Source organism: Streptomyces sp. NPDC021225 (assembly GCF_044332865.1).
Lineage (GTDB): Bacteria > Actinomycetota > Actinomycetes > Streptomycetales > Streptomycetaceae > Streptomyces.
This window is the reverse complement of sequence record NZ_JBIRPV010000011.1, coordinates 166905-187657: the sequence shown is the minus strand read 5'-3', so window position 1 is coordinate 187657 and position 20753 is coordinate 166905. Positions and strand designations below refer to the sequence as shown.

22 protein-coding genes are annotated in these 20753 nt (G+C 72.2%); 12 read left to right on the top strand and 10 right to left on the bottom strand.

Features of this window, described 5'->3' with window-relative positions; all coding sequences use genetic code 11:
* Nucleotides 1-122 precede the first annotated feature (122 nt).
* Nucleotides 123-284: a hypothetical protein gene (locus tag ACH4S9_RS36120; protein ID WP_311728539.1), complete on the top strand. Its 162-nt coding sequence runs from the start codon at nt 123-125 to the stop codon at nt 282-284.
* Between the two features lie 56 nt (nt 285-340).
* Here the strand turns inward: ACH4S9_RS36120 and ACH4S9_RS36115 are convergent, their stop codons facing one another.
* A complete protein-coding gene (locus ACH4S9_RS36115) occupies nt 341-1534 on the bottom strand; it encodes an MFS transporter (RefSeq protein ID WP_311728540.1) in 1194 nt (397 codons plus the stop codon).
* A 94-nt stretch (nt 1535-1628) separates the two neighbouring features.
* Between ACH4S9_RS36115 and ACH4S9_RS36110 the strand changes: the two genes are divergently transcribed.
* Nucleotides 1629-2636 carry a DUF5937 family protein gene (locus ACH4S9_RS36110; RefSeq protein ID WP_361190587.1) on the top strand — a complete coding sequence of 336 codons (1008 nt, stop codon included), beginning with the start codon at nt 1629-1631 and terminating at the stop codon, nt 2634-2636.
* A 27-nt stretch (nt 2637-2663) separates the two neighbouring features.
* Here ACH4S9_RS36110 and ACH4S9_RS36105 read toward each other — a convergent pair whose 3' ends face one another.
* The gene (locus tag ACH4S9_RS36105; protein WP_311728542.1) at nt 2664-3023 is read right to left on the bottom strand and encodes a hypothetical protein; all 360 of its coding nucleotides are present in this window, start codon (nt 3021-3023) and stop codon (nt 2664-2666) included.
* A gap of 89 nt (nt 3024-3112) precedes the next feature.
* Here ACH4S9_RS36105 and ACH4S9_RS36100 point away from each other — a divergent pair, with 89 nt between their 5' ends.
* Nucleotides 3113-3262, top strand: a complete 150-nt coding sequence (locus ACH4S9_RS36100; RefSeq protein ID WP_398375776.1) for a hypothetical protein — start codon at nt 3113-3115, stop codon at nt 3260-3262.
* Nucleotides 3263-3284: 22 nt separating this feature from the next.
* Here the strand turns inward: ACH4S9_RS36100 and ACH4S9_RS36095 are convergent, their stop codons facing one another.
* The gene (locus ACH4S9_RS36095; protein ID WP_398375774.1) at nt 3285-3641 is read right to left on the bottom strand and encodes a hypothetical protein; all 357 of its coding nucleotides are present in this window, start codon (nt 3639-3641) and stop codon (nt 3285-3287) included.
* Nucleotides 3642-3794: 153 nt separating this feature from the next.
* On the opposite strand from ACH4S9_RS36095, the gene ACH4S9_RS36090 reads away from it, so the two are divergent.
* Nucleotides 3795-4766 (top strand): ATP-binding cassette domain-containing protein, encoded by a 972-nt coding sequence (locus ACH4S9_RS36090; RefSeq protein ID WP_311728545.1) that lies wholly within the window; start codon nt 3795-3797, stop codon nt 4764-4766.
* Nucleotides 4766-5569 (top strand): ABC transporter permease, encoded by an 804-nt coding sequence (locus tag ACH4S9_RS36085; protein WP_311728546.1) that lies wholly within the window; start codon nt 4766-4768, stop codon nt 5567-5569. Before ACH4S9_RS36090 ends, ACH4S9_RS36085 begins: the two co-directional genes overlap by 1 nt.
* On the opposite strand, the gene ACH4S9_RS36080 is transcribed toward ACH4S9_RS36085, so the two are convergent.
* The 3 genes from ACH4S9_RS36080 to ACH4S9_RS36070 form a co-directional block, all read right to left on the bottom strand.
* Nucleotides 5566-8853, bottom strand: a complete 3288-nt coding sequence (locus tag ACH4S9_RS36080; protein ID WP_398375771.1) for an ATP-binding protein — start codon at nt 8851-8853, stop codon at nt 5566-5568. The genes ACH4S9_RS36085 and ACH4S9_RS36080 overlap by 4 nt on opposite strands.
* A 97-nt stretch (nt 8854-8950) precedes the next feature.
* A complete protein-coding gene (locus ACH4S9_RS36075; protein ID WP_398375769.1) occupies nt 8951-10264 on the bottom strand; it encodes a diacylglycerol/lipid kinase family protein in 1314 nt (437 codons plus the stop codon).
* 498 nt (nt 10265-10762) lie between these two features.
* On the bottom strand, nt 10763-11431 hold the full coding sequence (locus tag ACH4S9_RS36070; RefSeq protein ID WP_398375767.1) for a TetR/AcrR family transcriptional regulator: 669 nt from the start codon (nt 11429-11431) through the stop codon (nt 10763-10765).
* 121 nt (nt 11432-11552) lie between these two features.
* Between ACH4S9_RS36070 and ACH4S9_RS36065 the strand changes: the two genes are divergently transcribed.
* The 4 genes from ACH4S9_RS36065 (at nt 11553) to ACH4S9_RS36050 (ending at nt 14444) form a co-directional block, all read left to right on the top strand.
* Nucleotides 11553-12113 (top strand): NAD(P)H-dependent oxidoreductase, encoded by a 561-nt coding sequence (locus tag ACH4S9_RS36065; protein ID WP_398375765.1) that lies wholly within the window; start codon nt 11553-11555, stop codon nt 12111-12113.
* A 119-nt stretch (nt 12114-12232) separates the two neighbouring features.
* Nucleotides 12233-12991: an alpha/beta hydrolase gene (locus ACH4S9_RS36060; RefSeq protein ID WP_398375763.1), complete on the top strand. Its 759-nt coding sequence runs from the start codon at nt 12233-12235 to the stop codon at nt 12989-12991.
* Between the two features lie 59 nt (nt 12992-13050).
* Nucleotides 13051-13302 (top strand): hypothetical protein, encoded by a 252-nt coding sequence (locus ACH4S9_RS36055; RefSeq protein ID WP_311728552.1) that lies wholly within the window; start codon nt 13051-13053, stop codon nt 13300-13302.
* Nucleotides 13303-13313: 11 nt separating this feature from the next.
* Nucleotides 13314-14444: an SPFH domain-containing protein gene (locus ACH4S9_RS36050; protein WP_311728553.1), complete on the top strand. Its 1131-nt coding sequence runs from the start codon at nt 13314-13316 to the stop codon at nt 14442-14444.
* A 56-nt stretch (nt 14445-14500) separates the two neighbouring features.
* On the opposite strand, the gene ACH4S9_RS36045 is transcribed toward ACH4S9_RS36050, so the two are convergent.
* The gene (locus ACH4S9_RS36045) at nt 14501-14887 is read right to left on the bottom strand and encodes a luciferase family protein (protein ID WP_311728554.1); all 387 of its coding nucleotides are present in this window, start codon (nt 14885-14887) and stop codon (nt 14501-14503) included.
* Between the two features lie 239 nt (nt 14888-15126).
* Between ACH4S9_RS36045 and ACH4S9_RS36040 the strand changes: the two genes are divergently transcribed.
* Both ACH4S9_RS36040 and ACH4S9_RS36035 read left to right on the top strand, forming a co-directional pair.
* Complete coding sequence (locus ACH4S9_RS36040) at nt 15127-16311, top strand: thiolase family protein (protein ID WP_311728555.1); 1185 nt, start codon at nt 15127-15129, stop codon at nt 16309-16311.
* A 400-nt stretch (nt 16312-16711) separates the two neighbouring features.
* Nucleotides 16712-17302: a DUF4232 domain-containing protein gene (locus tag ACH4S9_RS36035; protein ID WP_311728556.1), complete on the top strand. Its 591-nt coding sequence runs from the start codon at nt 16712-16714 to the stop codon at nt 17300-17302.
* An 86-nt stretch (nt 17303-17388) separates the two neighbouring features.
* On the opposite strand, the gene ACH4S9_RS36030 is transcribed toward ACH4S9_RS36035, so the two are convergent.
* Complete coding sequence (locus tag ACH4S9_RS36030; RefSeq protein WP_398375759.1) at nt 17389-18483, bottom strand: alanine racemase; 1095 nt, start codon at nt 18481-18483, stop codon at nt 17389-17391.
* A gap of 26 nt (nt 18484-18509) precedes the next feature.
* A complete protein-coding gene (locus ACH4S9_RS36025; protein WP_398375757.1) occupies nt 18510-18935 on the bottom strand; it encodes a MerR family transcriptional regulator in 426 nt (141 codons plus the stop codon).
* Nucleotides 18936-19051: 116 nt separating this feature from the next.
* Here ACH4S9_RS36025 and ACH4S9_RS36020 point away from each other — a divergent pair, with 116 nt between their 5' ends.
* Nucleotides 19052-20101 (top strand): aldo/keto reductase, encoded by a 1050-nt coding sequence (locus tag ACH4S9_RS36020; protein ID WP_311728559.1) that lies wholly within the window; start codon nt 19052-19054, stop codon nt 20099-20101.
* A 67-nt stretch (nt 20102-20168) separates the two neighbouring features.
* Here the strand turns inward: ACH4S9_RS36020 and ACH4S9_RS36015 are convergent, their stop codons facing one another.
* Nucleotides 20169-20657, bottom strand: a complete 489-nt coding sequence (locus tag ACH4S9_RS36015) for a hypothetical protein (protein WP_385350310.1) — start codon at nt 20655-20657, stop codon at nt 20169-20171.
* Between the last annotated feature and the right edge of the window lie 96 nt (nt 20658-20753).

Genomic DNA, 20753 nt, shown 5'->3' with positions numbered 1-20753 from the left:
AAACGGGTGCACAAGACTTGGCAAAAGACGCGACAGAGGACGGATCGCCAGGTCGCTCGCTATGCTCGTTTCGCTGAGGTCGCTGGTTCCAGGGGGGCTCGGCGCCGCTGGACGGGGCCGAGGTGCCTCCCCGATGGCGCTGGGGCGGCTGTTTCCGCCCCTGGTCCGGCGGCGTGGTCGTCACCCACTGCGGAGCGTCCGCCACCGGCCTCCGGGAGTCCGCCGCCCAAGTCGAGCGCGCGCTGGCCCGCTTCGCCGGGCCCGCCTGGACCCGGCGCCCGTGACACCGCGGTGATCAGGCAGGCTTCTGCGGCACCACACACCGCTCCTGAAGCCCGCATCAGGCGGCCAGGTCGTGCTCCATGCGCCGGTCGACCCGGGACCGGAGCGCCAGGGTCACGGCCGAGGTCAGAACGCCGGCGAGGAGGGCGCTCCACCACAGGACGGCGGGGCTCAGGGACGAGTAGACGGTGACGCCCACGGTGAGGGCGCCGAACCGGGCCACTCCCCAGGTCCATTGGAAGGCGCCCTGGTAGCGGCCGCGGGCGTGAGCCGGAGCGAGGCCGGCGACCATCGACGCGGCGATCCCCGCGACCACGACCTCGCCGAGGGACCAGACGACCACGGACACGGTGTACATGGCGACGCTGTCGGCCACACCGGTCAGCGCCACGCCCGCGGCGATCAGCACACTGCCCGCCGCCTGCACGGGCAGCTGCGGAAGCCGGGCGAGAGTGGCCGTGGCGACCGGCTGGAGTACGACCACGAACACCGCGTTGACCGCGGCCATCGCGCCGTAGACAGCAGGTGAGAGCCCGCTGTCGCGGATGGCCAGCGGCAGGGCGACCTCGGTCAGCGAGTAGACGAAAAGCTGGACTCCGAACAGCGGGAGCAGGGCGAGTAGCAGACGGTCGCGCAGGACGACGCCGTAGCCGATGCCGTCCGCCGTCGTGGCCTTGTCCTTCCCGGCGGGGCGCGTCTCCCGCAGGCGGGTGGCGACGATCACCGCGTAGACCAGCATGGTGACGACATCGACGGTGAACAGGAGCCAGTAGCCGTGTGCGGCGAGGAAGCCGCCGAGAACGCCGGCCGCGGCCGTTCCGATGTTGACGCCCCAGCCGAAGAGCGCGTACGCGCGCTGCCGGCGGTCCGCGTCCACGGAGTCGGCCAGCAGCGCGTACGCGGCCGGGCTGATCAACGCGCCCGCCGCGCTGAGCAGCAGGGCCGCGGCCGCCATCGTCAGCGCCCCTGGCGCCGCGAACAGGGCACCCTGCGCGGCGGATGCGCCCAGGAGGCCGATCAGCATCGTGGAGCGGCGGCCGATCCGGTCGGCGAGCAGGCCGCCGAGTGCCGGCCCGACAAGGTTGCCCGCGCCCAGGGCGCCCAGGACATAGGTGGTCTCGGCTCCGGTGACGCCGCGCGCCGCCAGGAAGAAGACCAGGAAGGGGGTGACGAGGTAACCGAGCCGGTTGACGATCGTGCCGGCGAAGACGGTCCAGACGACGGGCGGCAGGCCGCGGAATGTGGAGAGCATGCCGGAAGAGTGCGCGGTCACCCAGCACCCTTGCCATTGATTAAGGTGAGACCGAATCCATGGGGGCAGTGAGCGTCGTCGGCAGGGAGATCGCATGGAGACCGGGCTCAGCTTTTCCGCCGCGGACCTGGCACAGACCCGCTTCGCGGTCTCTCCGATGTGGGAGGTCGTCACCAGCTTTCGGCTGCTGCGCGGCGCCGAAGGCGAGCCTCCACCCCACCGGCGGTGGGCGGCACAGGTACGGCCGCGGCTCGCGGAGGCGGGGCTCGACCGCGGCTGGCTGGCCGCGTTGATTCCCGAGGGCGGCTATCTCGCGGACTTCCTCAACCCGACCCCGGTGACCCCCTTCCCCACGCTCGCCGCCGAACTCGACGCGATCCGGCAGACCCCGGCGGAGCGCGTACGCACCGAACTGAACATGCTCGGCGCCGAACGGGACCTGGGCCGGCAGCCACGGATCCGGCTGCTCAGGGAGGCCCCTGAAGCGGCGCTGCGGAAGGTCGCCGCCGAGATCGAGACGTACTGGGAGCTGGCGCTCGCACCGTATTGGGACCGGATCCGGCAGCTGCTGGAGGCGGATGTGTTCCACCGGGCCCGGCAGGTGGCCGAGCACGGCGCCGGGCACGTCCTCGGCGAGCTGCACGAAACCGTGCGCTGGGACGACGGCACGCTGCGCCTGGTGCGCCGGCACTGCGGGCTGAGCCGGGCCGAGGCCGGGGCAGGGCTGCTGCTGGTGCCCTCCGCCTTCGCCTGGCCGCGGGTGCTCACCCGGTCCGTACCGCCCGACCCTCCGCAACTCGCCTACCCCGCACGGGGAATCGGCACGCTGTGGGAGCCACGGGACGCGGGCTCGATCGACGCGGTCGCGGCGGTGCTGGGCCGGTCCCGCACGCTGCTGCTCGCGGAGCTGGACACACCGGCGTCGACGACGCGGCTCGCGGCGCACTTCGGGATGTCGGCGGCAGGAGTGTCGCAGCATCTCACCGCGCTCCGCGGAGCGGGCCTGGTGACGGCACACCGGGCGGGCCGTTCGGTGCTGTACGCGCGCACAGCGGTGGCCGACGCGCTCATGGCACCCGCCGGAGGCACTGCGCCTCTCTGATGGGGGCGGGGCGGGTGCCGCGCTGGACTACCTGGTGTGGGCGACGTCCACGATCAGCTTGTCGCCGGACTGCTGGACCCGGAACGGCAGCTTGGTCCGGACGCCCAGACCGACCTGGGTCTGCCCCTCGATGCTCGACCCGAACTTGGTGTCCCGGAACGTCTTGTAGCCGGTGACGTCCACACCGGGCAGGGTCTTTCCGGGCTTACCGGCATACGTCTTCTGGGCCGGGTTCGACGGGTTGTAGCTCGGAGCGTTGACGACGATCTCCAGGATGGCGCCGCCCTTGACCGGGATCTGGTCACCGGTGCCGCTCTGACGGAACTTCGCCGTGTATCCGACGTGGTAGCCGACCTTGCCCGTCGCGCCCTTGACGTCGAAGACCATCCGGTCGAGGCCTGGCAGGCCGTGGCCGACCGGACCCGGTCCGCCTGGAGCGCCTCGCTCGGGCGCGGGAACTCCTCGCCGGGCGGGGCATGGACACCGGACAGTGCCGGCTGGCCTGCTTCAGCGCCGCGGGCTTCAGCGATGCGTTGCGCGGCGAGGCGGCACGCGGCGGCGACGGTGTGCTGCTCATCGGCGTCGACGAACTCTACGGCGGGGCAGTGCCCGCCCCGCCACGCTGATCAGCCCAGCCCGGTGTTCCGCTCATTCCCCGATCATCGTCACCGTTGCCCCTTCGGCCGTGGTGACCGTGAGAAAGACGACGACTCTGGCACCAAACGCACTGGAGAGTTCCAGGGTCTCGCCGCCCTGTGCCCCCAGGCATCCAAGATGCATGGACGTCTGTGCGGGGACGTCGAGGGTCAGGCCGTCCTGTGGCCCCGTCGCCCCGTGTCCCCGAAACTGGCTCGGCGGGGTGAGGACTTCCACCCCACCTGGAAAGGTGTCGATGTTCGCCGCCCAGATGTGCAGGACAAAGTCGGCACTGCTGGTCACACGAACGACGTGCTCCTCGTCGCCGAGACCGAAGTAGCCGCGAACAACGTGATCGCCACCTGCCATGGGTATCCCTCTCCGCTGACGCCTCGCAGCCATCGTGATCGGCGTGGAAGCAGCGGGCCAAAGCTGCTAGCCCATACGCCGTAGCCGTTGTCCCGGACGGCATGAAACCGCCGTGAAACCGCCGTGAACCCGGCCGCCCGCACGCTCTGGGGCATGACGAATTCCCGATCCCCCCGGGCCATCACGGCGACCGGGCTGCGCAAGGCGTTCGGCGAGCAGGTGGTGCTCGACGGCATCGATCTGGACATCCCCGAGGGGACGGTCTTCTCGCTGCTCGGGCCGAACGGCGCGGGCAAGACCACCATGGTCCAGATCCTGTCCACGCTGATCGGCGCCGACGGCGGCGAGATCCGCGTCGCCGGGCACGATCCGGCCGAGGACCCCGACGCGGTGCGGGCCGCGATCGGGGTGACCGGGCAGTTCTCGGCCGTCGACCATCTGCTCACCGGCGAGGAGAACCTGCTCCTGATGGCGGACCTGAACTACCTGGGCCGCCGGGAGGGGCGGCGGCGGGCCGCCGAGCTGCTGGAGCGGTTCGACCTGGTCGAGGCGGCGAAGAGGACGCCCGCCACCTACTCGGGCGGGATGCAGCGGCGGCTCGACCTCGCGATGACGCTGGTCGGCGAGCCGCGCATCATCTTCCTCGACGAGCCGACCACCGGCCTCGACCCGCGCAGCCGGCACACCATGTGGCAGCTGATCCGGGACCTGGTGGCGGGCGGGGTCACGGTGTTCCTGACCACGCAGTACCTGGACGAGGCCGATCAGCTCGCCGACCGGATCGCGGTGCTCAACGGCGGGAAGCTGGTCGCGGAGGGGACCGCGGAGGAGCTGAAGCGGCGGATTCCCGGGGGGCACGTCCGGCTGCGGTTCACCGTGCCGGGCGATCTCGAACGGGCCGCCCGCGCCTTCGGCGAGGTGTCGCGCGACGACGACGCGCTCACCCTCCAGGTGCCCAGTGACGGCAGTGTCCGGGAGTTGAGGTCCCTGCTCGACTGGCTGGACGCCGAGTCGATCGAGGCCGAGGAGCTGTCCGTGCACACCCCCGACCTCGACGACGTGTTCTTCGCCCTCACCGAGAAGCCCGGCAACCAGACCACCACCGCACAGAAGGTGAACGCGTGATGAGCAGCGCCGTGTCCCGTCCCCTGACCGACTCCATGACGATGCTGCGGCGCAACCTCCGGCACGCGCTGCGCTTCCCCGCCATGACGATCTCCGTCGTCGCGATGCCGATCGTCATGCTGCTGCTGTTCGTGTACGTCTTCGGTGGCGCGCTGGGCACCGGCGTCGGCCCGATGGGCGGGGCGGGCGGCGGCGACACGGACTACATCGACTACGCCGCCCCCGGAATCATCCTGATGGCGGCGACCTCCGGGTCGCTGGCGATGGCGGTGGCCATCTCCGTCGACATGACCGCGGGCATCATCAACCGGTTCCGCACCATGGCGATCTCGCGGTCGTCGGTGCTGATCGGGCACGTCGTCGGCTGTGTGCTCCAGACGCTGATCGCCATCGCGCTGGTCATCGGGCTCGCGCTGCTCATGGGGTTCCGGCCGAACGCCACCCCCGTCGAGTGGCTCGCGGTGCTCGGCCTCCTGGCACTGGTCACCGTCGCGCTCACCTGGCTCGCGGCCGCCATGGGGATGGCGTGCAAGACCCCCGAGACCGCCAGCAACGCGCCCATGCCGCTCCAGTTCCTGCCGCTCCTCGGCAGCGCGGTCGTCCCCACGGACTCGATGCCGACCGCGCTGCGCTGGTTCGCCGAGTACCAGCCCTACACCCCGATCATCGAGACGCTGCGGGGGCTGCTGATGGGCACGGAGATCGGGAACAGCGGGGTCATCGCGGTGGTCTGGTGCGTGGGGCTCACGCTGCTCGGCTTCCTCTGGGCGCGGGCGCTGTTCAAGCGGGAGCCCCGGCGTTAACGGGCCCGGCAGCGCTCGCCGTGCCTGCCGTGCCCGCCGTACTCGCGCGGGGCGGGCGTCAGGGGCTCGATCGTCGTCAGGGCCGTGGCCAGCAGTTCTTCCCGCCCCAGGGCGGCGTACGAGGACACCGCGTCCGCGTACGCCGCCCTGTCGGCCTGTTCGGCCGCGCGGCGGGCGCGGGCGGAGGACATGGTCGGCTGGAAGCCGCGCAGGAAGCGGAACCGCTCCGCCAGGGCGATCAGCCGCGCGCCGGTCGTACTGGCCGCCGCGTCCGCGGTGCGCTCCGCGCGGTCGAGTTCCACCATGGCCAGGGCCAGCAGCAGCGCGCCGCACACCGGGAGGTCCATCAGGTAGGCCGGGGGCTTCTCCACGGGGTGGCTGAGCATCGTCCACAGCTTGTGGGGAAGTACGCCGACGGCCTCCTCGATCAGGCCGAGCCGGCCGTGGTGCGCGTGGGCGACCACGGCCGCGGCCTCGATCTCCAGGGTCCAGGGCTCCAGACCGGGCGGATCGGTGCGGTAGAGCGCGCGCTCGCCGCTCTCCGGCGCCTTGACGGCCCGCCGCCACTCGTGGCAGCCGGCCTCGGCCTCGCCGCGCGCGAGCAGCAGCTCAGCCCGCATGCCGAGGCCGAAGGCGAGCGCGCCGACCGTCTCCGTCTCCGCCTGCCGTTCGGGCGTCGTCAGCGGCAGCCAGCGCTCCGCCTCGTCGACGGCGCCGAGTTGGAGATTGGCGAGGACCAGGGCCGCCTTGATGCCGGTGATGTCCCCCCACAGCATGCCCCCCTCCATCAGCCGCAGCGCCGCGGCCAGATGGCGCCGGCCCTCCTCGCCCCGTTCGGCCTGAAGGGACAGTTCGCTGATCCGGGTGCGGGCCAGAACCTCGACCCAGTCGGCGCCCCGGCCCCGGAACGCGTCCAGCATCCCCTCGGCCGCCCGGATCGCGCCGTCCACGTCGCCCTGCCGCTCCAGGGCATAGCTCGCGAGGGAGTTGGCGACGACCGCCAGCAGCGGCTCGTCGCTGTCGCACAGCGCGCGCAGCGGGGCGGGATCCGGCCCCAGCACCTCGGGCGCGGCGGCCATCACGGTCGCGATGGCCCGTACGAGGGTGTCGGGCGGGGCGGGCGGCAGCCGGCGCAGGGTGGCCAGCGGGCGGCCGGCGCGCAGCCCGACGACGGTGAAGGTGTTCGCGGTGAACAGCGCCGCGGCGGTCCGGGTGACCTCGACGAGCGCGGGGTCGGACCCCCGCTCGGGCCGGAAGTGCGACAGCTGCCTGCTGGTCTCCTCGGCCAGCGCGGCGACGCGCGCGTAGTTGCCCTCGACCGTCCACAAGGACGCGAGCACGGCGGCCGTCGCCGCGACCGCCGGGCCGTCGGCGCGGGCCAGCCCGTGCCGCAGCGCGTGGACGAGGTTGTCCTGCTCGGCCCGGATCCGCTCGAGGGGCGCGAAGAAGTCGCGTTCGTGGGGCGAGTCGTGGTGCGCCACGCCGAAGTCGCGGGCCCACGCGAGGAAACGGCCGATCACACGGTCGGTCTCCCCGGCCGCCTCACGGTGGGCGGTGCTGAACTCCCGTACGGTCTCCAGCATCCGGAAGCGTGCCCCCGACGCGGTGTCGGCGACCTTGAGCAGCGACTGGTCGGCCAGGTCCGCGAGCACCCCGAGGACGTCGTCCTCCTCTCCGAGGAGGTGGCACGCGGCGTCCGCCGTGAATCCGCCGGGGAACACGGACAGCGCGCGCAGCGCCGCCTGCCCGGCCGGATCCAGCAGGTTCCAGCTCCAGTCGACGACGGCGTGCAGCGTACGGTGGCGGCTCGGGGCGTCCCGTGCGCCGCCGCGCAGCAGGGTGAACCGGTCCTCCAGGCGGCGGGCGATCTCCGCGACCGACATGACCCGGACCCGCGCGGCCGCCAGCTCCACCGCGAGCGGCAGCCCGTCCAGGTGGCGGCACAGCTCCTCCACCGCGTCCGCGGGCAGGTCGGCGCCGGGGCGCACGGCCCGCGCCCGCTGCCCGAACAGCTCGACCGTCGTCGCCAGGCTCAGCTCCGGCAGCGGATACACGGCCTCCGAGGAGAGGCCGAGCGGGGCCCGGCTCGTGGTGAGCACCCGCAGGTCCTGGGCCTGGGACACCAGATGGCGCACCAGCTCGGCGGCGCCGCGTATGACGTGCTCGCAGTTGTCCAGCACCAGCAGCACCGGCCCGGGGCCGAGCGCGGCCAGGATGCCGCTGTGGACATCCGTCGGCAGACCCAGATGGCCGACCGCGCCGGGCGGGGCCTCGCCGACGCCGAGCGCCGACGCGACCTCCCTGACCACGTCGTCGTCGGACGTGACGCCCGCGAGCCCGACGAAGTACACGGCGCGCCGCCCGGCCCGGCGGCTCACGGCGTGCGCCAGCCGCGTCTTGCCCAGGCCGCCGGGGCCGACGACGGAAGCGACCCGGGAGGCGTCCAGCAGCCCGGCCACCGCGGCGATGTCCTCGTCGCGGCCGAGCAGCGGGTTGGGCTCGTACGGGACGCCGTGCCGCACCGCCGGCTCCTCGCCCCGCAGCAGCTCCTCGTGCAGGGCCTGGAGCGCGGGGCCGGGGTCGGTGCCGAGTTCGTCGCGCAGCGCCCGGCGGTAGGTGTCGTACCTGGCCAGCGCCGCGGACGGGCCGAGCGTGGCCGCCTCGCAGCGCAACAGCTCCAGCAGCACCTCCTCGTCCCGTGGCCGCTCGCGGGCCAGGCCGGCCAGCGGCTCGGCCGCCTCGGCCCGGCGGCCGAGCCGGGACAGCGCCAGCGCGCGGGCGCGCGCCAGCGTCCGGTACGTCACGGCCCGCTCGGCGCGCAGGGCGGCCACCGGGTCCTCGGCCACCGCGCCCCGCGCCGCGCCGTCGGCCTCGCCGCCCGGGGCGCCCTCCCACAGCGCGAGGCCCTCCTCGGCGTGCGCGAGCGCGGCGGCGTGGTCGCCCGCGCGGGCGTGGCGCGCGCTCTCGGCCGCGCTGAGCAGGACGGCCGAGCTGTCGACCCGGTCCTCGGGCAGGGCGAGACGGTAGCCGGTGGGGGTGCTGGCGATCACGTCGGCGCCGAGCTGGGAGCGGGCGCGGGAGACCAGGATCTGGAGCGCCTTGGTCGGGTTCTCGGGCCGCTCCTCCGGCCGTTCCTCCGGCCAGAGCCCGTCCACCAGGCGCGCGGTGCCGCAGCCGGTGCGCAGGTCGCCCGCGAGGAGCGCGAGCAGTCCGCGCAGCCGGGGCCCGTTGATCTCGCGGCCTCGGCACGAGACCCGCGACAGCAGGGTCAGCTCGGTGGTCACCGGGTCAGGTTAGCCAGTCGCCTTGACGCCGCGATCGCCCCGGCCTCGCGCTTGAGGCGGCCCGCCGGGGGCAGCGGCGCCGAAGGCGTACGAGCCCTCAGAACCCGCGCCCGCCGACCGCCGTACGGCCCACGACCGCCCCCAGCTTGCGCAGCCGCCGCCAGTCCATGCGCGGCTTCACCACCGGAACCCCGGGCCGGACCCGGGGCACCCGCACCCGCAGCGCCCCCTGCGCGATACGGCAGCGCACGGGCACCGACAGCACCATCGCCTCACCGTCCACCCCGACCTCTATCTCCGGGCGGTCGGCGTCCACCACCACCTCGCGGGCGGTGCGCACCGTCAGGCCCGCGGCCTTACGGCCGCGCAGCAGCCCGGCGGCCTGGGCGGCGTTGTCGACCTTGACACCGAGGACACCCAGCCGGCCCGAGTTCAGCAGCTCGCGGCGGCCGAGCCCGGCCGGGTCGCCCGTGCGGTACGGGTTGTTGCTGACCAGCAGGGCCTGGGGGGCGGGGATCCGGATTCCGTCGGCCTGCGCCATCAGCACGGGGCCGCGCTGCCGGGTCAGCAGGTCGGGCAGCAGCTCCAGGGTGGTGCGCACCTTGTCGTCGCGGTACGCCGGGCTCTGGACGACCGCCGCGTACGCCCCGAACGACGCGTTGTTGACGAAGGGGTGCTCGTTCGCGAAGCCCAGGTCGACCCAGAGCTCCACGCCGTCGGAGAGCGCGTCCAGGCAGGTCGACGGGTCCTCGCGGTCAAGACCGAGGTCCAGGGCGAAGTGGTTGCGGGTGCCCGCGGAGATCACCAGGAAGGGGATGCCGCGCTCCGCCGCGACCGCCGCGACCAGCGCCTGGGTGCCGTCACCGCCCGCCACGCCCAGCAGATCGGCGCCCGCGTCCGCCGCCTCGCGGGCCAGGGCGGCCACGTCCTGCGGATGGTCCGGGTCGAGCAGCACCACGCGCGCGCCCAGACCCTCGGCCTTCTCCTTCAGCCCGAACCGCGCCACCTTCCCGCCGCCCGAGCGCGGGTTCATGATCAGGAAGGGGCGCTCCGGGGCGGGCGTCTGATGCTCCGTCACCGGTATGGCGCCGAAGCCGGTGCTGCGGATCGCGGCCCGCCCCGACCAGACCGCCACCGCCCACAGCCCCAGGGCGACCATGACCACCCAGAGCAGATTCCGCGCGTCGTAGAACCCGATCACGGTGGCCGGCGCCGCGACGGCCAGCACGGCCGCCGCGATCCGGACCGCGCCGCGGCGGGTCAGCACCCACCAGACTGCGGCGGCGGTGACCGCCATGCCCACCAGCCCGACCAGGACCAGCACCAGGCTGGCGGACCCGGCGAAGATCAGCGGCAGCAGCACCGCCAGCGCGGCGGTGGCCAGGGCCAGCCGTGCCGACCAGCGCTGCACGGAATGAGTCCCTTCGTCGCTCCCCCATCGACCGCCGGGAGGTGCCCCCTCCAGCCACCTCGACCCTCCCCGGCCCGGCGAACCATTCAACGGCTACTCCCTGCACCTTCGGCACGTTCAGCACATTCGACAGCGCGTCATGCTAGGCCCTGCGGCGAGCCGTTACCCCGAACTCGCCCTGGAGGACGGGCCGTGGCGCCATACGGTTCACTCGCGCGTCGCCGACAGCGGGCGGCGGCGGGCGGCGGGCGGCGGGCGGCGGCGGACGGCGACGCGGGGTCCGCAGGCCCGAGGCCGTGTCCGGCGGATCTTGACGCCTGCGGCGGGCCCACGCGGTGGAGCCCCGCGCGGCGGAGCCGCAAATCGACCGCCGCTCGGACACTGCCCCACCCCGCCCCTTCCCGAAACTGGGGCGCTGCCCCAGACCCCGGGGTCCAGGGGCAAAGCCCCCCACGCGGCGGAGCCGCAAATCTGCACCGCGGGAAGGTCCGGGGCGGCTCAGGCGGTGGCGGGCCCGACCGCACGGGCGACGAGGTCGCGCCAGCCCGCCTCCAGCCGCTCCAGCGCCATGCCGCGCTGCCGGGTCAGATGGTGGATGAGGGCGGGCTCCAGCCAGCCCATCAGCGTCTCCGCCAGCAGCTCCACGTCGCCGTCGGCCCGCGCCTCGCGGAGCAGCATGGTGATGTGGGTGAGCCGGACCTGGCGCGGGGCGATGACCAGGCGGCGGTCGGCGGGCGGATCACCGGCCAGGTAGAGGTCGAGATACGCGGACATCTGGCGGAGGGTGGACACGCCGAACGCCTCCAGCCGCTCGACGGCCGGGGCGCCGGGCCCGAGTGGGGGCGGGCCGGTGAGAAACGCCTGCTGGTATGCCTGCTCGGAGTGGTCGAGCAGGGCCTGGAGCAGACCGGTGCGGTCGCCGAAGCGCCGGAAGACCGTCCCCTTGCCGACCGACGCGGCGCAGGCGACCGCCTCCATGGTCAGGTTGTCCGCGCCCTGCTCGGCGACCAGCCGCGCGGCGGCCTCCAGCAGCCGGGCCCGGTTGCGCGCGGCGTCGGCCCGCATGGGCGGCGCCTGGCCGGCCAGGGGCAGCAGCGACCGCCCGGCCGCGTCCTGGGAGGACGAGGCGGGAGGGGGCGGGGGCTGGGACGCCGCTGACGAGGTCATGATGAGCAAGCTTAGCGGACCGCGGTCCGCTTGGATTAAAGTGGACCGCGGTCCGGTTATCTGGTATAACCTTCAACTAATGAGGTCCGCACCGCGGGCGCTTATCGATCTTGGAGAAGAAATGTCTGTTCGTATCCTCGCCCTGGTCGGCAGCCTCCGCGCCGGCTCGCACAACCGTCAGCTCGCCGAGACCGCCGTGAAGCTCGCCCCCGAGGGTGTCGAGATCCAGATTCACGAGGGCCTGGCCGACATTCCGTTCTACAACGAGGACATCGACGTCGAGGGGTCCGTGCCCGAGGCCGCCGCCAAGCTGCGTGCCGCGACCGCCGCGGCCGACGCCCTGCTGCTGTTCTCGCCCGAGTACAACGGCACCATGCCGGGCGTCCTGAAGAACGCGATCGACTGGCTGTCCCGCCCGTATGGCGTCGGCGCCATCGGCGGCAAGCCGGTGGCCGTCGTCGGCACCGCCTTCGGCCAGTACGGCGGCGTGTGGGCCCACGACGACGCCCGTAAGTCCGTGGGCATCGCCGGCGGCACCGTCGTCGAGGACATCAAGCTCGCCATCCCCGGCTCCGTGACCCGCTTCGCCGAGCTGCACCCGGAGAACGACGCCGAGGTCACCGGCCAGCTCAACGACGTGCTCGCCCGCCTCGTCAAGGAAGCGGGCGCCGCGAAGGCCTGAGCCCCGACTTCCCCCAGCGGGCCCCGCCGACCGAACGCGGTCGACGGGGCCCGCTCGCGTTCCAGTACGCTCTCGCCGAATCAGCGATGCCGCCACATCCGACCACAGCGGGAGTGCCCGTGGAATTCATCCACCACGCCGACGGCGAATCCCTGAGCTGTGCCACCTTCGAGCCCGCCGCCGAAACCGCCGGACCCGCGCCATCCGGCACCGGCCGCACCCGCGTGGTGATCATGCACGGGGCCGGGGTCGGCAGCAAGGAGCGGTCCATCCCGCTCGCCCGCGACTTCGCCGCCGCGGGCCACCCCTCCCTCGCGTTCGACTTCTCCGGACACGGGGACAGCTCGGGGCGGCCGGCGGAGCTGAGCCTGGAGCGGAGGTACCGTCAGGCGCTCGACGTCATAGAGGCGTTCGCCCCCGACGGCGACCCGCTCACGCTGGTCGGCTTCAGCATGAGCGGCCAGACCGTCGCCGATCTGGCCGCCCACCTCGGCGGCCGGGTCGCGGCGATCTGCCTGTGCGCCCCGGCGGCGTACGCGCCCGAGGCATGGCCACTGCCGTTCGGCGACGGGTTCACCGAGCTGATCCGCCGGCCCGAGAGCTGGCGCCCCAGCACGGTCTTCGACGTGCTCGGCGCCTTCACCGGCCGCGCCGTCCTCGTCGTCCCGGAACGCGACGACATCATCCCGGCCGAGGTCACGGCCGGGATCGAGCAGGCCCTCCGTACGAAGTCCCGGTTCGCCAAGCTCGTCCTGGACGGCGCCGACCACCAGCTCGGCCGCTGGCTCTCGGCCCACCCCGCACACCGCGCCCGGCTCGTGGACCTGTGCACCCGGCCACACGACCCGGACTCCACCGACCCCGGTCCGAAACGTTGACGCCGTGGCATTAGTGTCCGAGCCTCGGCATCAGCGAGACAAGGGGGGCGTGGCCATCCATGGCGACGGACGACGCCGTACGCGGCTGCACCGGCGTGCTGGTCATCGGCACCCGCGGATCCACCGGCCCCGGTGAGGTCCTGGTACGGATCAGAGGCGGCTCCGAAACCTTCCTCGCCTGGTCCGACGTCCCCCTGCCCAAAGGAACATCCGTGCTCGTGATCGATTGCCGTGGCGCGCGCCACGTCGACGTCATCGAGTGGGCTGATCCGTTGAACGCGCTGCCCGGCGAGGCCGGCAGCGCCGGTTGAGGAGACGAAACATGTTCGGTTACCGCGTTCCCGCCCCGGACCAGGCGATGCTCATCTCCGGCGGCAGGCGTGGACAGGGTGGGGCGCCGTTCCGGGTGGTGACCGGCCACGGCAAGTTCGTGATCCCCGTCTTCCGCAAGACCCGGTTCCTGACCCTGGCGATGTGCGAGTCGGAGGTCGCCGAGACCTGTGTCACCAAGCAGGGCATCGTCCTGACGGTCCGTGCCGTGATCGCCTTCAAGGTCGGCAACGACACCGAGAGCATCGTCAACGCGGGCCAGCGGTTCCTCTCCGACCAGGACCAGATGTCGGTGCTGACCGGCCGGATCTTCGCCGGACACCTGCGCGCGATCATCGGCTCGATGACCGTCGAGGAGATCATCACCGAGCGGCAGAAGCTCGCCACCGAGGTCCTGGACACCTCCAAGACCGAGATGGCGAAGATCGGTCTGATCGTGGACTCCCTCCAGATCCAGTCCATCGACGACGGCGACACCGGCTACATCGCGGCGATGTCCGCCCCGCACAAGGCGGCCATCCAGCGCCAGGCCCAGATCGCCCAGGCCCAGGCCGCGCAGGCCTCGGCCGAGGCGGAGCAGGCGGCCGCGCGTAAGCAGGCCGAATACGCCCGGCAGACCGCCATCGTGCAGGCCGAGTACTCGGCGGAGGTCGAGCGCGCCCAGGCCCAGGCCGCCCAGGCCGGACCACTGGCCGACGCCCATGCGCAGCAGGAGGTGCTCGCCGCGCGGACCGAACTGGCCCAGCGCGCGGCCGACCTGCGCCAGCAGCAGCTGGTCGCCGAGATCGTGAAGCCCGCCGAGGCCGAGGCCGAGCGGATCAGGGTGCTGGCGCTGGCCGAGGCGGAGCGGATGCGCATCCAGGCCGAGGCCGCGGCCTCGCACGGCCGGGTGGCGCTGGACCGCATGCTCATCGACCAGCTGCCGCAGATCGTCAAGGAGGCAGCCAACGGGCTCTCCGGGGCCAACGTCAACGTCCTCAACGGCGCCGACGGCCTGGGCGAGATCGCGGCGGGCCTGGTCGGGCAGGGCCTGACGATCCTGGACTCGGTACGGCGGAGCCTGGGTTCACCCGAGGGCGGCGCGGACAAGGCGGACGAGGGCGGCAGGGTCGAGATCCGCTGAGGAGCAGGACCGGCGGCCGGACGACCACCGGATGACGGCCGGACGACGGCCGCCTCTCAGCACATCTGGTGGTCTCTCCGGTCCGGGAACGTCACCCGGTTGAGGTTGCAGCGGTGCGCCGGGGCCCCGGAACACCGCGCATGCGCCTTCAGCGCGACACTGACCAGGCACAGCAGCACATCCGCGTCCCGCTCGTTGTCCAGGTGCACGGTCACCCACTGCGAGTCCGGCACCAGCCGGATCGCCGTGGACCGCCCCAGGTGGACGGCCAGGTGCCGGATGGCCGGTTCGGTAAGGTGCAGGTCAGCGTCCCGGTCGGAGTGGAAGTGCACGATCTCGCACTCCGCCGTACGCAGCGCGCGGCCCGCGCCACAGCAGGCCGGGCCCACGTCGAGGTCCGGCCAGTCCCGCAATCGCTCCATGGCCCGATGCGCCACGCTCACACCACCATCTTCCCCCGGTTTCCCCGGGCCTCACCCTCGCGTTGCCCGACCGTAACCAATCGGCCGGGCAGGCCGGTTGTCGCCCCTCGCCGACACACCGCACACCCCACACCGCCCACCCGAGGGGGCGGTGGCCTTGTGATGCCCGCCCCCCCTTGCTACTCTTCAGTAGCCAGGAGCGTTGGAAAAACAAACTCACCCCGCCTCGCTGGAACTCGCTGGAAGAGGAGGCGATCGCCATGCGCGACGCCGTCATCGTCGAAGCCGTCCGCACCCCCATCGGCAAGGGAAAACCGGGCGGCGCGCTCGCCGGAGTGCATCCCGTGGAGCTGCTGGCCCAGACGCTGGGCACGCTCATCGAGCGGAGCGGGGTGGATCCGGCCCTGGTCGACGACGTCATCGGCGGGTGCGTCGACCAGGTGGGCGAGCAGGCCATGAACACCACCCGGTACGCATGGCTCTCCGCCGGATTCCCCGACTCCGTCCCGGCGACGACCGTGGACCGGCAGTGCGGCTCCTCGCAGCAGGCCGTGCACTTCGCCGCGCAGGGAGTGATCTCCGGGGCGTACGACCTGGTGGTGGCCTGTGGCGTGGAGTCCATGAGCCGGGTCCCCATGTGGTCCAACGTGCCCGCGGGCGCCGATCCGTTCGGGCCGGGCATCGCGGCCCGCTACCCCGAGGGGCTGGTGCCGCAGGGGATCAGCGCCGAGCTGATCGCCGCCAAGTGGTCCCTCACGCGGGAGCAGATGGACGATTTCGCCACCGCGTCCCACCAGAAGGCGGCCCGCGCGACCGCCGAGGGCCGGTTCGCCACCGAGCTCGCCCCGGTACGGGCGGACGACCGCACGGTGGACACCGACGAGTCCATCCGCCCCGGCACCACGCCCGAGGTGCTGGCCGGGCTGCGGCCCGCCTTCGCCGACCCCGGGTTCGCCGAGCGGTTCCCGCAGATCCAGTGGTCGGTGACCGCGGGCAACAGCAGCCCGGTCAACGACGGCGCCGCCGCGCTGCTGATCACCAGCAGCGAGACGGCGGCCCGGCTCGGCCTGCGCCCCAAGGCCCGGCTGCACAGCTTCGCCGTCACCGGCTCCGATCCGCTGCTCATGCTCACCGGCGTCATCCCCGCCACGGAGAAGGTGCTGCGCCGGGCCGGGCTGGCGCTGTCGGACATCGACCTGTTCGAGGTCAACGAGGCGTTCGCCAGCGTGGTGCTGGCCTGGCAGCAGGAGACGGGCGCCGACCCCGGCAAGGTCAACGTCAACGGCGGCGCCATCGCCCTCGGCCACCCCCTCGGCGCCAGCGGCGCCCGGCTGATGACCACCCTGGTCGGCGCCATGCGCGAGCGCGGCGCGCGGTACGCCCTCCAGACCATGTGCGAGGCGGGCGGGCTCGCCAACGCGACGGTGCTGGAGGCCATCGGGTAAGTCGCCGTTGTCAATCCGCCGGGCGGCCGGCCCCGGGCGCGCGCGGGCCAGGCGGGTTGATCGGCACATGCCACCGGTTGTGGTCAAGATCCGCCACGTTACGGGTCTGTCCCAACGGACCGTGGCCGAGACCGCCTTCCAGCGGCGTGCCCTGGCGCGGTGCGGCGCATGCGGCGCACCGTGTTCGGGCCCTGTTTCCCGCTCCGGATGGCGGCAGAGGAGGGGTGCGGGAGCAGCGGGTGCGGGCGGGGTGTGCCCGGCTGCGTGTGTAACAGGGATGTATTAGCGGGTGGTTGGACGGAACAGCTTGTCGGCGGGGCCAATCTTGGTGCCCAGAAACGCTCGCTCGTACCGACTCGTACCGAGCAGCGACACCCCCCACCGATACTGAGGAACAACGATGCGCGTCTCCAAACTCACCTTCGCCACCTTGGCCGTTGTCGCGGGTCTCTCGCTCACGGCCTGCCAGAACGACGATGACGGCACGGGACAGAGCAAGCCGTCGTCCTCGTCCGCAGCGTCTTCGTCGGGCGGCGGTTCGGGCTCGGGCGGCTCCGACGACAACAGCAAGGCCGACAAGTGCCGCACCGACGAGCTGGAGATCACGGCGGCGGACCGCACCATCGACGGCGACGGCGAGCGCACCGTCGCGGTGACGCTGAAGAACGGTGGCGGCCGGGACTGCACGCTCTCCGGGTTCGCGGGCGTCGACCTGAAGACCAGCGAGGGGACGGTGTCCGCGGAGCGCAGTGGTGAGCAGGCCGACCCGATCGTCCTCAAGGACGGAAAGTCGACGTACTTCGGCATCACCTACCCGGACAACGACTCGGGCGGCTCCGGCGTCCGCGTCACGGGGCTCGTGGTGACCCCGCCGAACGAGACGAAGTCGGTCACCCTCGACTGGCCGGGCGCCGCCACGTTGCCCGTCACGGACGGTTCCGGCTCCTCGGTGAAGGTCGGCCCGATGGGTGGCATCGGCCAGGGCGACTGACGCGCACCCACGCCGCCCCCTGGCCCTGCTGATCGCGCCGGGCCAGGGGGCGCCGCACACCGATCGACGCCCTCAAGAACGTCCGCTCAGGCATTGGCACCTCGTGCTGTTACCTGCCAGCGGTCGATCACTTCGCGGTCCCGGACGACCAGCAGCTCATCGGCGAGATTCACCGGCGTGCAGATGTGGTTGGGGACGACAGCCACCAACGCCCCGAGGCGTGGTCCCCGCACCCCTTCCGGAAGCCGGACCACGGCGTGGTGCTCCCACAACCCGGTGATGGATCCCTGTGGGAACTGGGGCAGGTAGCCATGGCCCGTCACCCAGGACGACCGGTCGGAGCCGAGGACCTTGCTGCCGACATCGAGCACAAAGCGATCCGGGGCGGGAACACTGATCACCGTCGCCGCGGCGACCAGTGCGAGATCCTCCACCCCGCAGGTGCCGATGGCCAGCTGGGTGGCGTCATTGAAGACGTAGACACCCGGCCGCAACTCGTTCACCGCACCCGGCTGCCACTGCCCCACCGTCGGAGTCGACCCGCCACTGACCACACGGGCGCCGAGCCCAAGGTCCCGCAGCGCCTGTGCGGCCTCGCCCAGCGTGCGCTCCTCATCTCGTGCGGCGCGCTCGCGTGCCCGCGCGTCGTGCCCGTAGCCGTGTCCCGGGAACGTGAACACGCCGACAACATTCAGTCCCGCGTCGGCGGCCGCCTTCCCGACCTCACCAGCGGCATGAGGCTGCACTCCGGTGCGATGGCTCCCGCTGTCGACCTCGACGAGCACCTCGACCGTCCGGGCGCTGCCGCGCACGGCCTCCCCCAGCCGCCGCGCGCCTTCGACCGACTCGACGCCGACTCTCAGGGCCACGTCGTCCGCCAACCGGCGCAGCCGCTGTGCCTTGTCGGCATCGAGCCACACGGGATAAGCGATGAACAGGTCGTCCACGCCGACCCCGGCGAATGCCTCGGCTTCGCCGATCGTGGCCACCGACAGCCCGCGTGCGCCGGACCGCAGCTGACGGTCGGCGATCTGCGCGCACTTGTGGCTCTTGGCGTGGGGACGCAGGGCGAACCCTTGAGCCCGCGAAGCCTCAGCCATCCGCGAGATATTTCTGTCCAGCACATCCGGATCGACCACGAGCGCCGGCGTGGCCAGCCCATCGGGCAGCGGTGTCACCATCTCTTGCCTCTCACACGTTGACGGACTCAGGCCGAAGCGGATGGGGCGTGACATTGACGGGTGGCGGCGCTGCCTTGGTCGACAAGGTCCTCATACACCCCGACCTTGAACCTGATCAGGTCCAAGGACTCACTGAGCCTGCCGATCTGGGCGGTGACGTTCTCCTGATGCTCGCGCATGAGCGTCAGCCGTTCTTCCTCGTTACCGGCGCCGTCTCTGACCAGATCGGTATATCGGCGAAGCGTGGGCAGGGGCATGCCCGAGGCGCGGAGAATGATGCAGACGGTCAGCCAGTCCACGTCATCCTCGCTGTAGACGCGGCGCCCGCCGGCTCCGCGTCGCACGGCGTTGACGAAGAGGCCCTCGCGCTCGTAGAAGCGCAGCGCGTGAACGCTCAAACCGGTGTGTTCGGCGACCTCTCCGATACTCAGATTCGCCGTGATCTCAGCCATGCCGGTCAGGGTAACGGGGGCTTGATCTAGAGCCGGGTCTAGTTCCTAGGGTGCCTCGTGCGATCGACGCTTCTGTCGCTCCGCGTGATCGGTTGACCTAGTTAGGGAGCATCACCATGCGCTATCGCACCCTCGGCAGAACCGGTATCGAGGTCAGCGTCCACTGCCTCGGGACCATGATGTTCCAGGACGGCTTCAACTCCGACCACGACGATTGTGTCCGCATCATCCACGCCGCCCTCGACCAGGGCATCAACTTCGTCGACACCGCCGACATGTACGGACAGGGCGAGTCCGAGGAGATCGTGGGAAAGGCGCTGCGGGGGCGCCGTGACGACGTCGTACTCGCCACCAAGGTCCACTTCCAGATGGGCGAGGGCCGCAACCGCAGTGGCAACTCGCGGCGTTGGATCCTCACGGCGGTCGAGGACAGCCTCAGGCGCCTGAACACCGACTGGATCGACCTCTACCAGGTCCACCTCCCCGACCACACCACGGACATCGAGGAGACGCTCTCGGTACTCAGCGACCTCGTGCGCCAGGGAAAGATCCGCGCCTTCGGTTGCTCGAACTTCCCGGCCGAGGAGATCGTCGAGGCACACCACGTCTCCGAGCGGCGCAGCCTCGGACGCTTCCGCACCGCCCAGCCGCCCTACTCGATTCTGGCCCGCGGGATCGAGGCCTCGCTCCTGCCCGTCTGCGAGCGCTACGGGATGGGGGTGCTGGTCTGGAGCCCCCTCGCCTTCGGATTCCTCACCGGCAAGCACCGCAAGGGCCGGCCCATCGACCTGGCAGCCGGCCGTGCCGCGCTCCGCCCGGCATTCTTCGATCCCGCGATCGCCGAGAACGCCGCCAAGCTCGACGCCGTCGAACAGCTCATCGAACTCGCGACAAGCATCGGCTGCACCCTCCCGCAGCTCGCCGTGGCCTTCACCGTGGCCCACCCAGCCGTCACCTCGGCGATCATCGGACCGCGGACCATGGGGCAGCTGGCGGATCTCCTCAAGGGCGCCGCGCTCACCCTGGACGATGCGACCCTCGACCGGATCGACGAAATCGTGCCGCCCGGGGTGAACCGGTACAACCCCAGCACTTCCTTCCCCCCGCGCTCACTGACCGACACCGCCTTGCGTCGCCGCCCACTCGCGGAACGCGCCGCGGGCTGAGGCCGGCGAGCGCGGAAGGCGTCCGGCGGAGGCTCGCCCGCCGCGCTCGCGCACGGTCCGGCTTTCGTCACACCCGGCGGGACGCTCCGTCCGGCCAGACGACATCCACGGGCAGCCCCGCGTCGCGCGCCTCGTACACCACGTCCGCCGTGCCCCCGCCCTTGCCGGTCGGCGGCTGCCCGTTCCACACGGCCACAAGGCGGTCGGCACGCTCCAGCAGTACGGCATTCGCCGCCTCGTACGCCGCGCGGTTCGCCGTGGCATGCGGCATCACCAGCACCTCGTCCGCCGCGTCCCTGAGCCGGTCGAAGGTCGCTGCGTGGTCCGGCTTCACCTTCGCTTCCCGGTAATCCCGCGACGGAACCACCACGACCAGCCGCCCGCCCACGGCCAGCACCGCATCCGCGAACACGCTGTCGCTGCCGCGCGCGATGCACGACACACCGACCAGGTCGGAGGGCTCATACGCGGCGAGGATCCTGTCCAGTTCCTCGCGCACCAGCGGCACGGAGTCCTCGGTGAGGTCCATGTGCCCGGTCACGGCGATCGTCGTCATCGCGTTCACCTCGTCATGTGCTCAGCGGGCTCCGGATGCTACAGCGGACACCGGCCACGGCCCGGGGGCACAGCGTTCGCCATGCCTGGGAGTGAA

Coding starts and splice junctions, on each gene's coding strand:
- ACH4S9_RS36115 (WP_311728540.1), bottom strand. CDS start 1,534: ATGCTCTCCACATTCCGCGGCCTGCCGCCCGTCGTCTGGACCGTCTTC.
- ACH4S9_RS36110 (WP_361190587.1), top strand. CDS start 1,629: ATGGAGACCGGGCTCAGCTTTTCCGCCGCGGACCTGGCACAGACCCGC.
- ACH4S9_RS36105 (WP_311728542.1), bottom strand. CDS start 3,023: ATGGTCTTCGACGTCAAGGGCGCGACGGGCAAGGTCGGCTACCACGTC.
- ACH4S9_RS36100 (WP_398375776.1), top strand. CDS start 3,113: ATGGACACCGGACAGTGCCGGCTGGCCTGCTTCAGCGCCGCGGGCTTC.
- ACH4S9_RS36095 (WP_398375774.1), bottom strand. CDS start 3,641: ATGGCAGGTGGCGATCACGTTGTTCGCGGCTACTTCGGTCTCGGCGAC.
- ACH4S9_RS36090 (WP_311728545.1), top strand. CDS start 3,795: ATGACGAATTCCCGATCCCCCCGGGCCATCACGGCGACCGGGCTGCGC.
- ACH4S9_RS36085 (WP_311728546.1), top strand. CDS start 4,766: ATGAGCAGCGCCGTGTCCCGTCCCCTGACCGACTCCATGACGATGCTG.
- ACH4S9_RS36070 (WP_398375767.1), bottom strand. CDS start 11,431: ATGACCTCGTCAGCGGCGTCCCAGCCCCCGCCCCCTCCCGCCTCGTCC.
- ACH4S9_RS36065 (WP_398375765.1), top strand. CDS start 11,553: ATGTCTGTTCGTATCCTCGCCCTGGTCGGCAGCCTCCGCGCCGGCTCG.
- ACH4S9_RS36055 (WP_311728552.1), top strand. CDS start 13,051: ATGGCGACGGACGACGCCGTACGCGGCTGCACCGGCGTGCTGGTCATC.
- ACH4S9_RS36050 (WP_311728553.1), top strand. CDS start 13,314: ATGTTCGGTTACCGCGTTCCCGCCCCGGACCAGGCGATGCTCATCTCC.
- ACH4S9_RS36040 (WP_311728555.1), top strand. CDS start 15,127: ATGCGCGACGCCGTCATCGTCGAAGCCGTCCGCACCCCCATCGGCAAG.
- ACH4S9_RS36035 (WP_311728556.1), top strand. CDS start 16,712: ATGCGCGTCTCCAAACTCACCTTCGCCACCTTGGCCGTTGTCGCGGGT.
- ACH4S9_RS36030 (WP_398375759.1), bottom strand. CDS start 18,483: ATGGTGACACCGCTGCCCGATGGGCTGGCCACGCCGGCGCTCGTGGTC.
- ACH4S9_RS36025 (WP_398375757.1), bottom strand. CDS start 18,935: ATGGCTGAGATCACGGCGAATCTGAGTATCGGAGAGGTCGCCGAACAC.
- ACH4S9_RS36020 (WP_311728559.1), top strand. CDS start 19,052: ATGCGCTATCGCACCCTCGGCAGAACCGGTATCGAGGTCAGCGTCCAC.
- ACH4S9_RS36015 (WP_385350310.1), bottom strand. CDS start 20,657: ATGACGACGATCGCCGTGACCGGGCACATGGACCTCACCGAGGACTCC.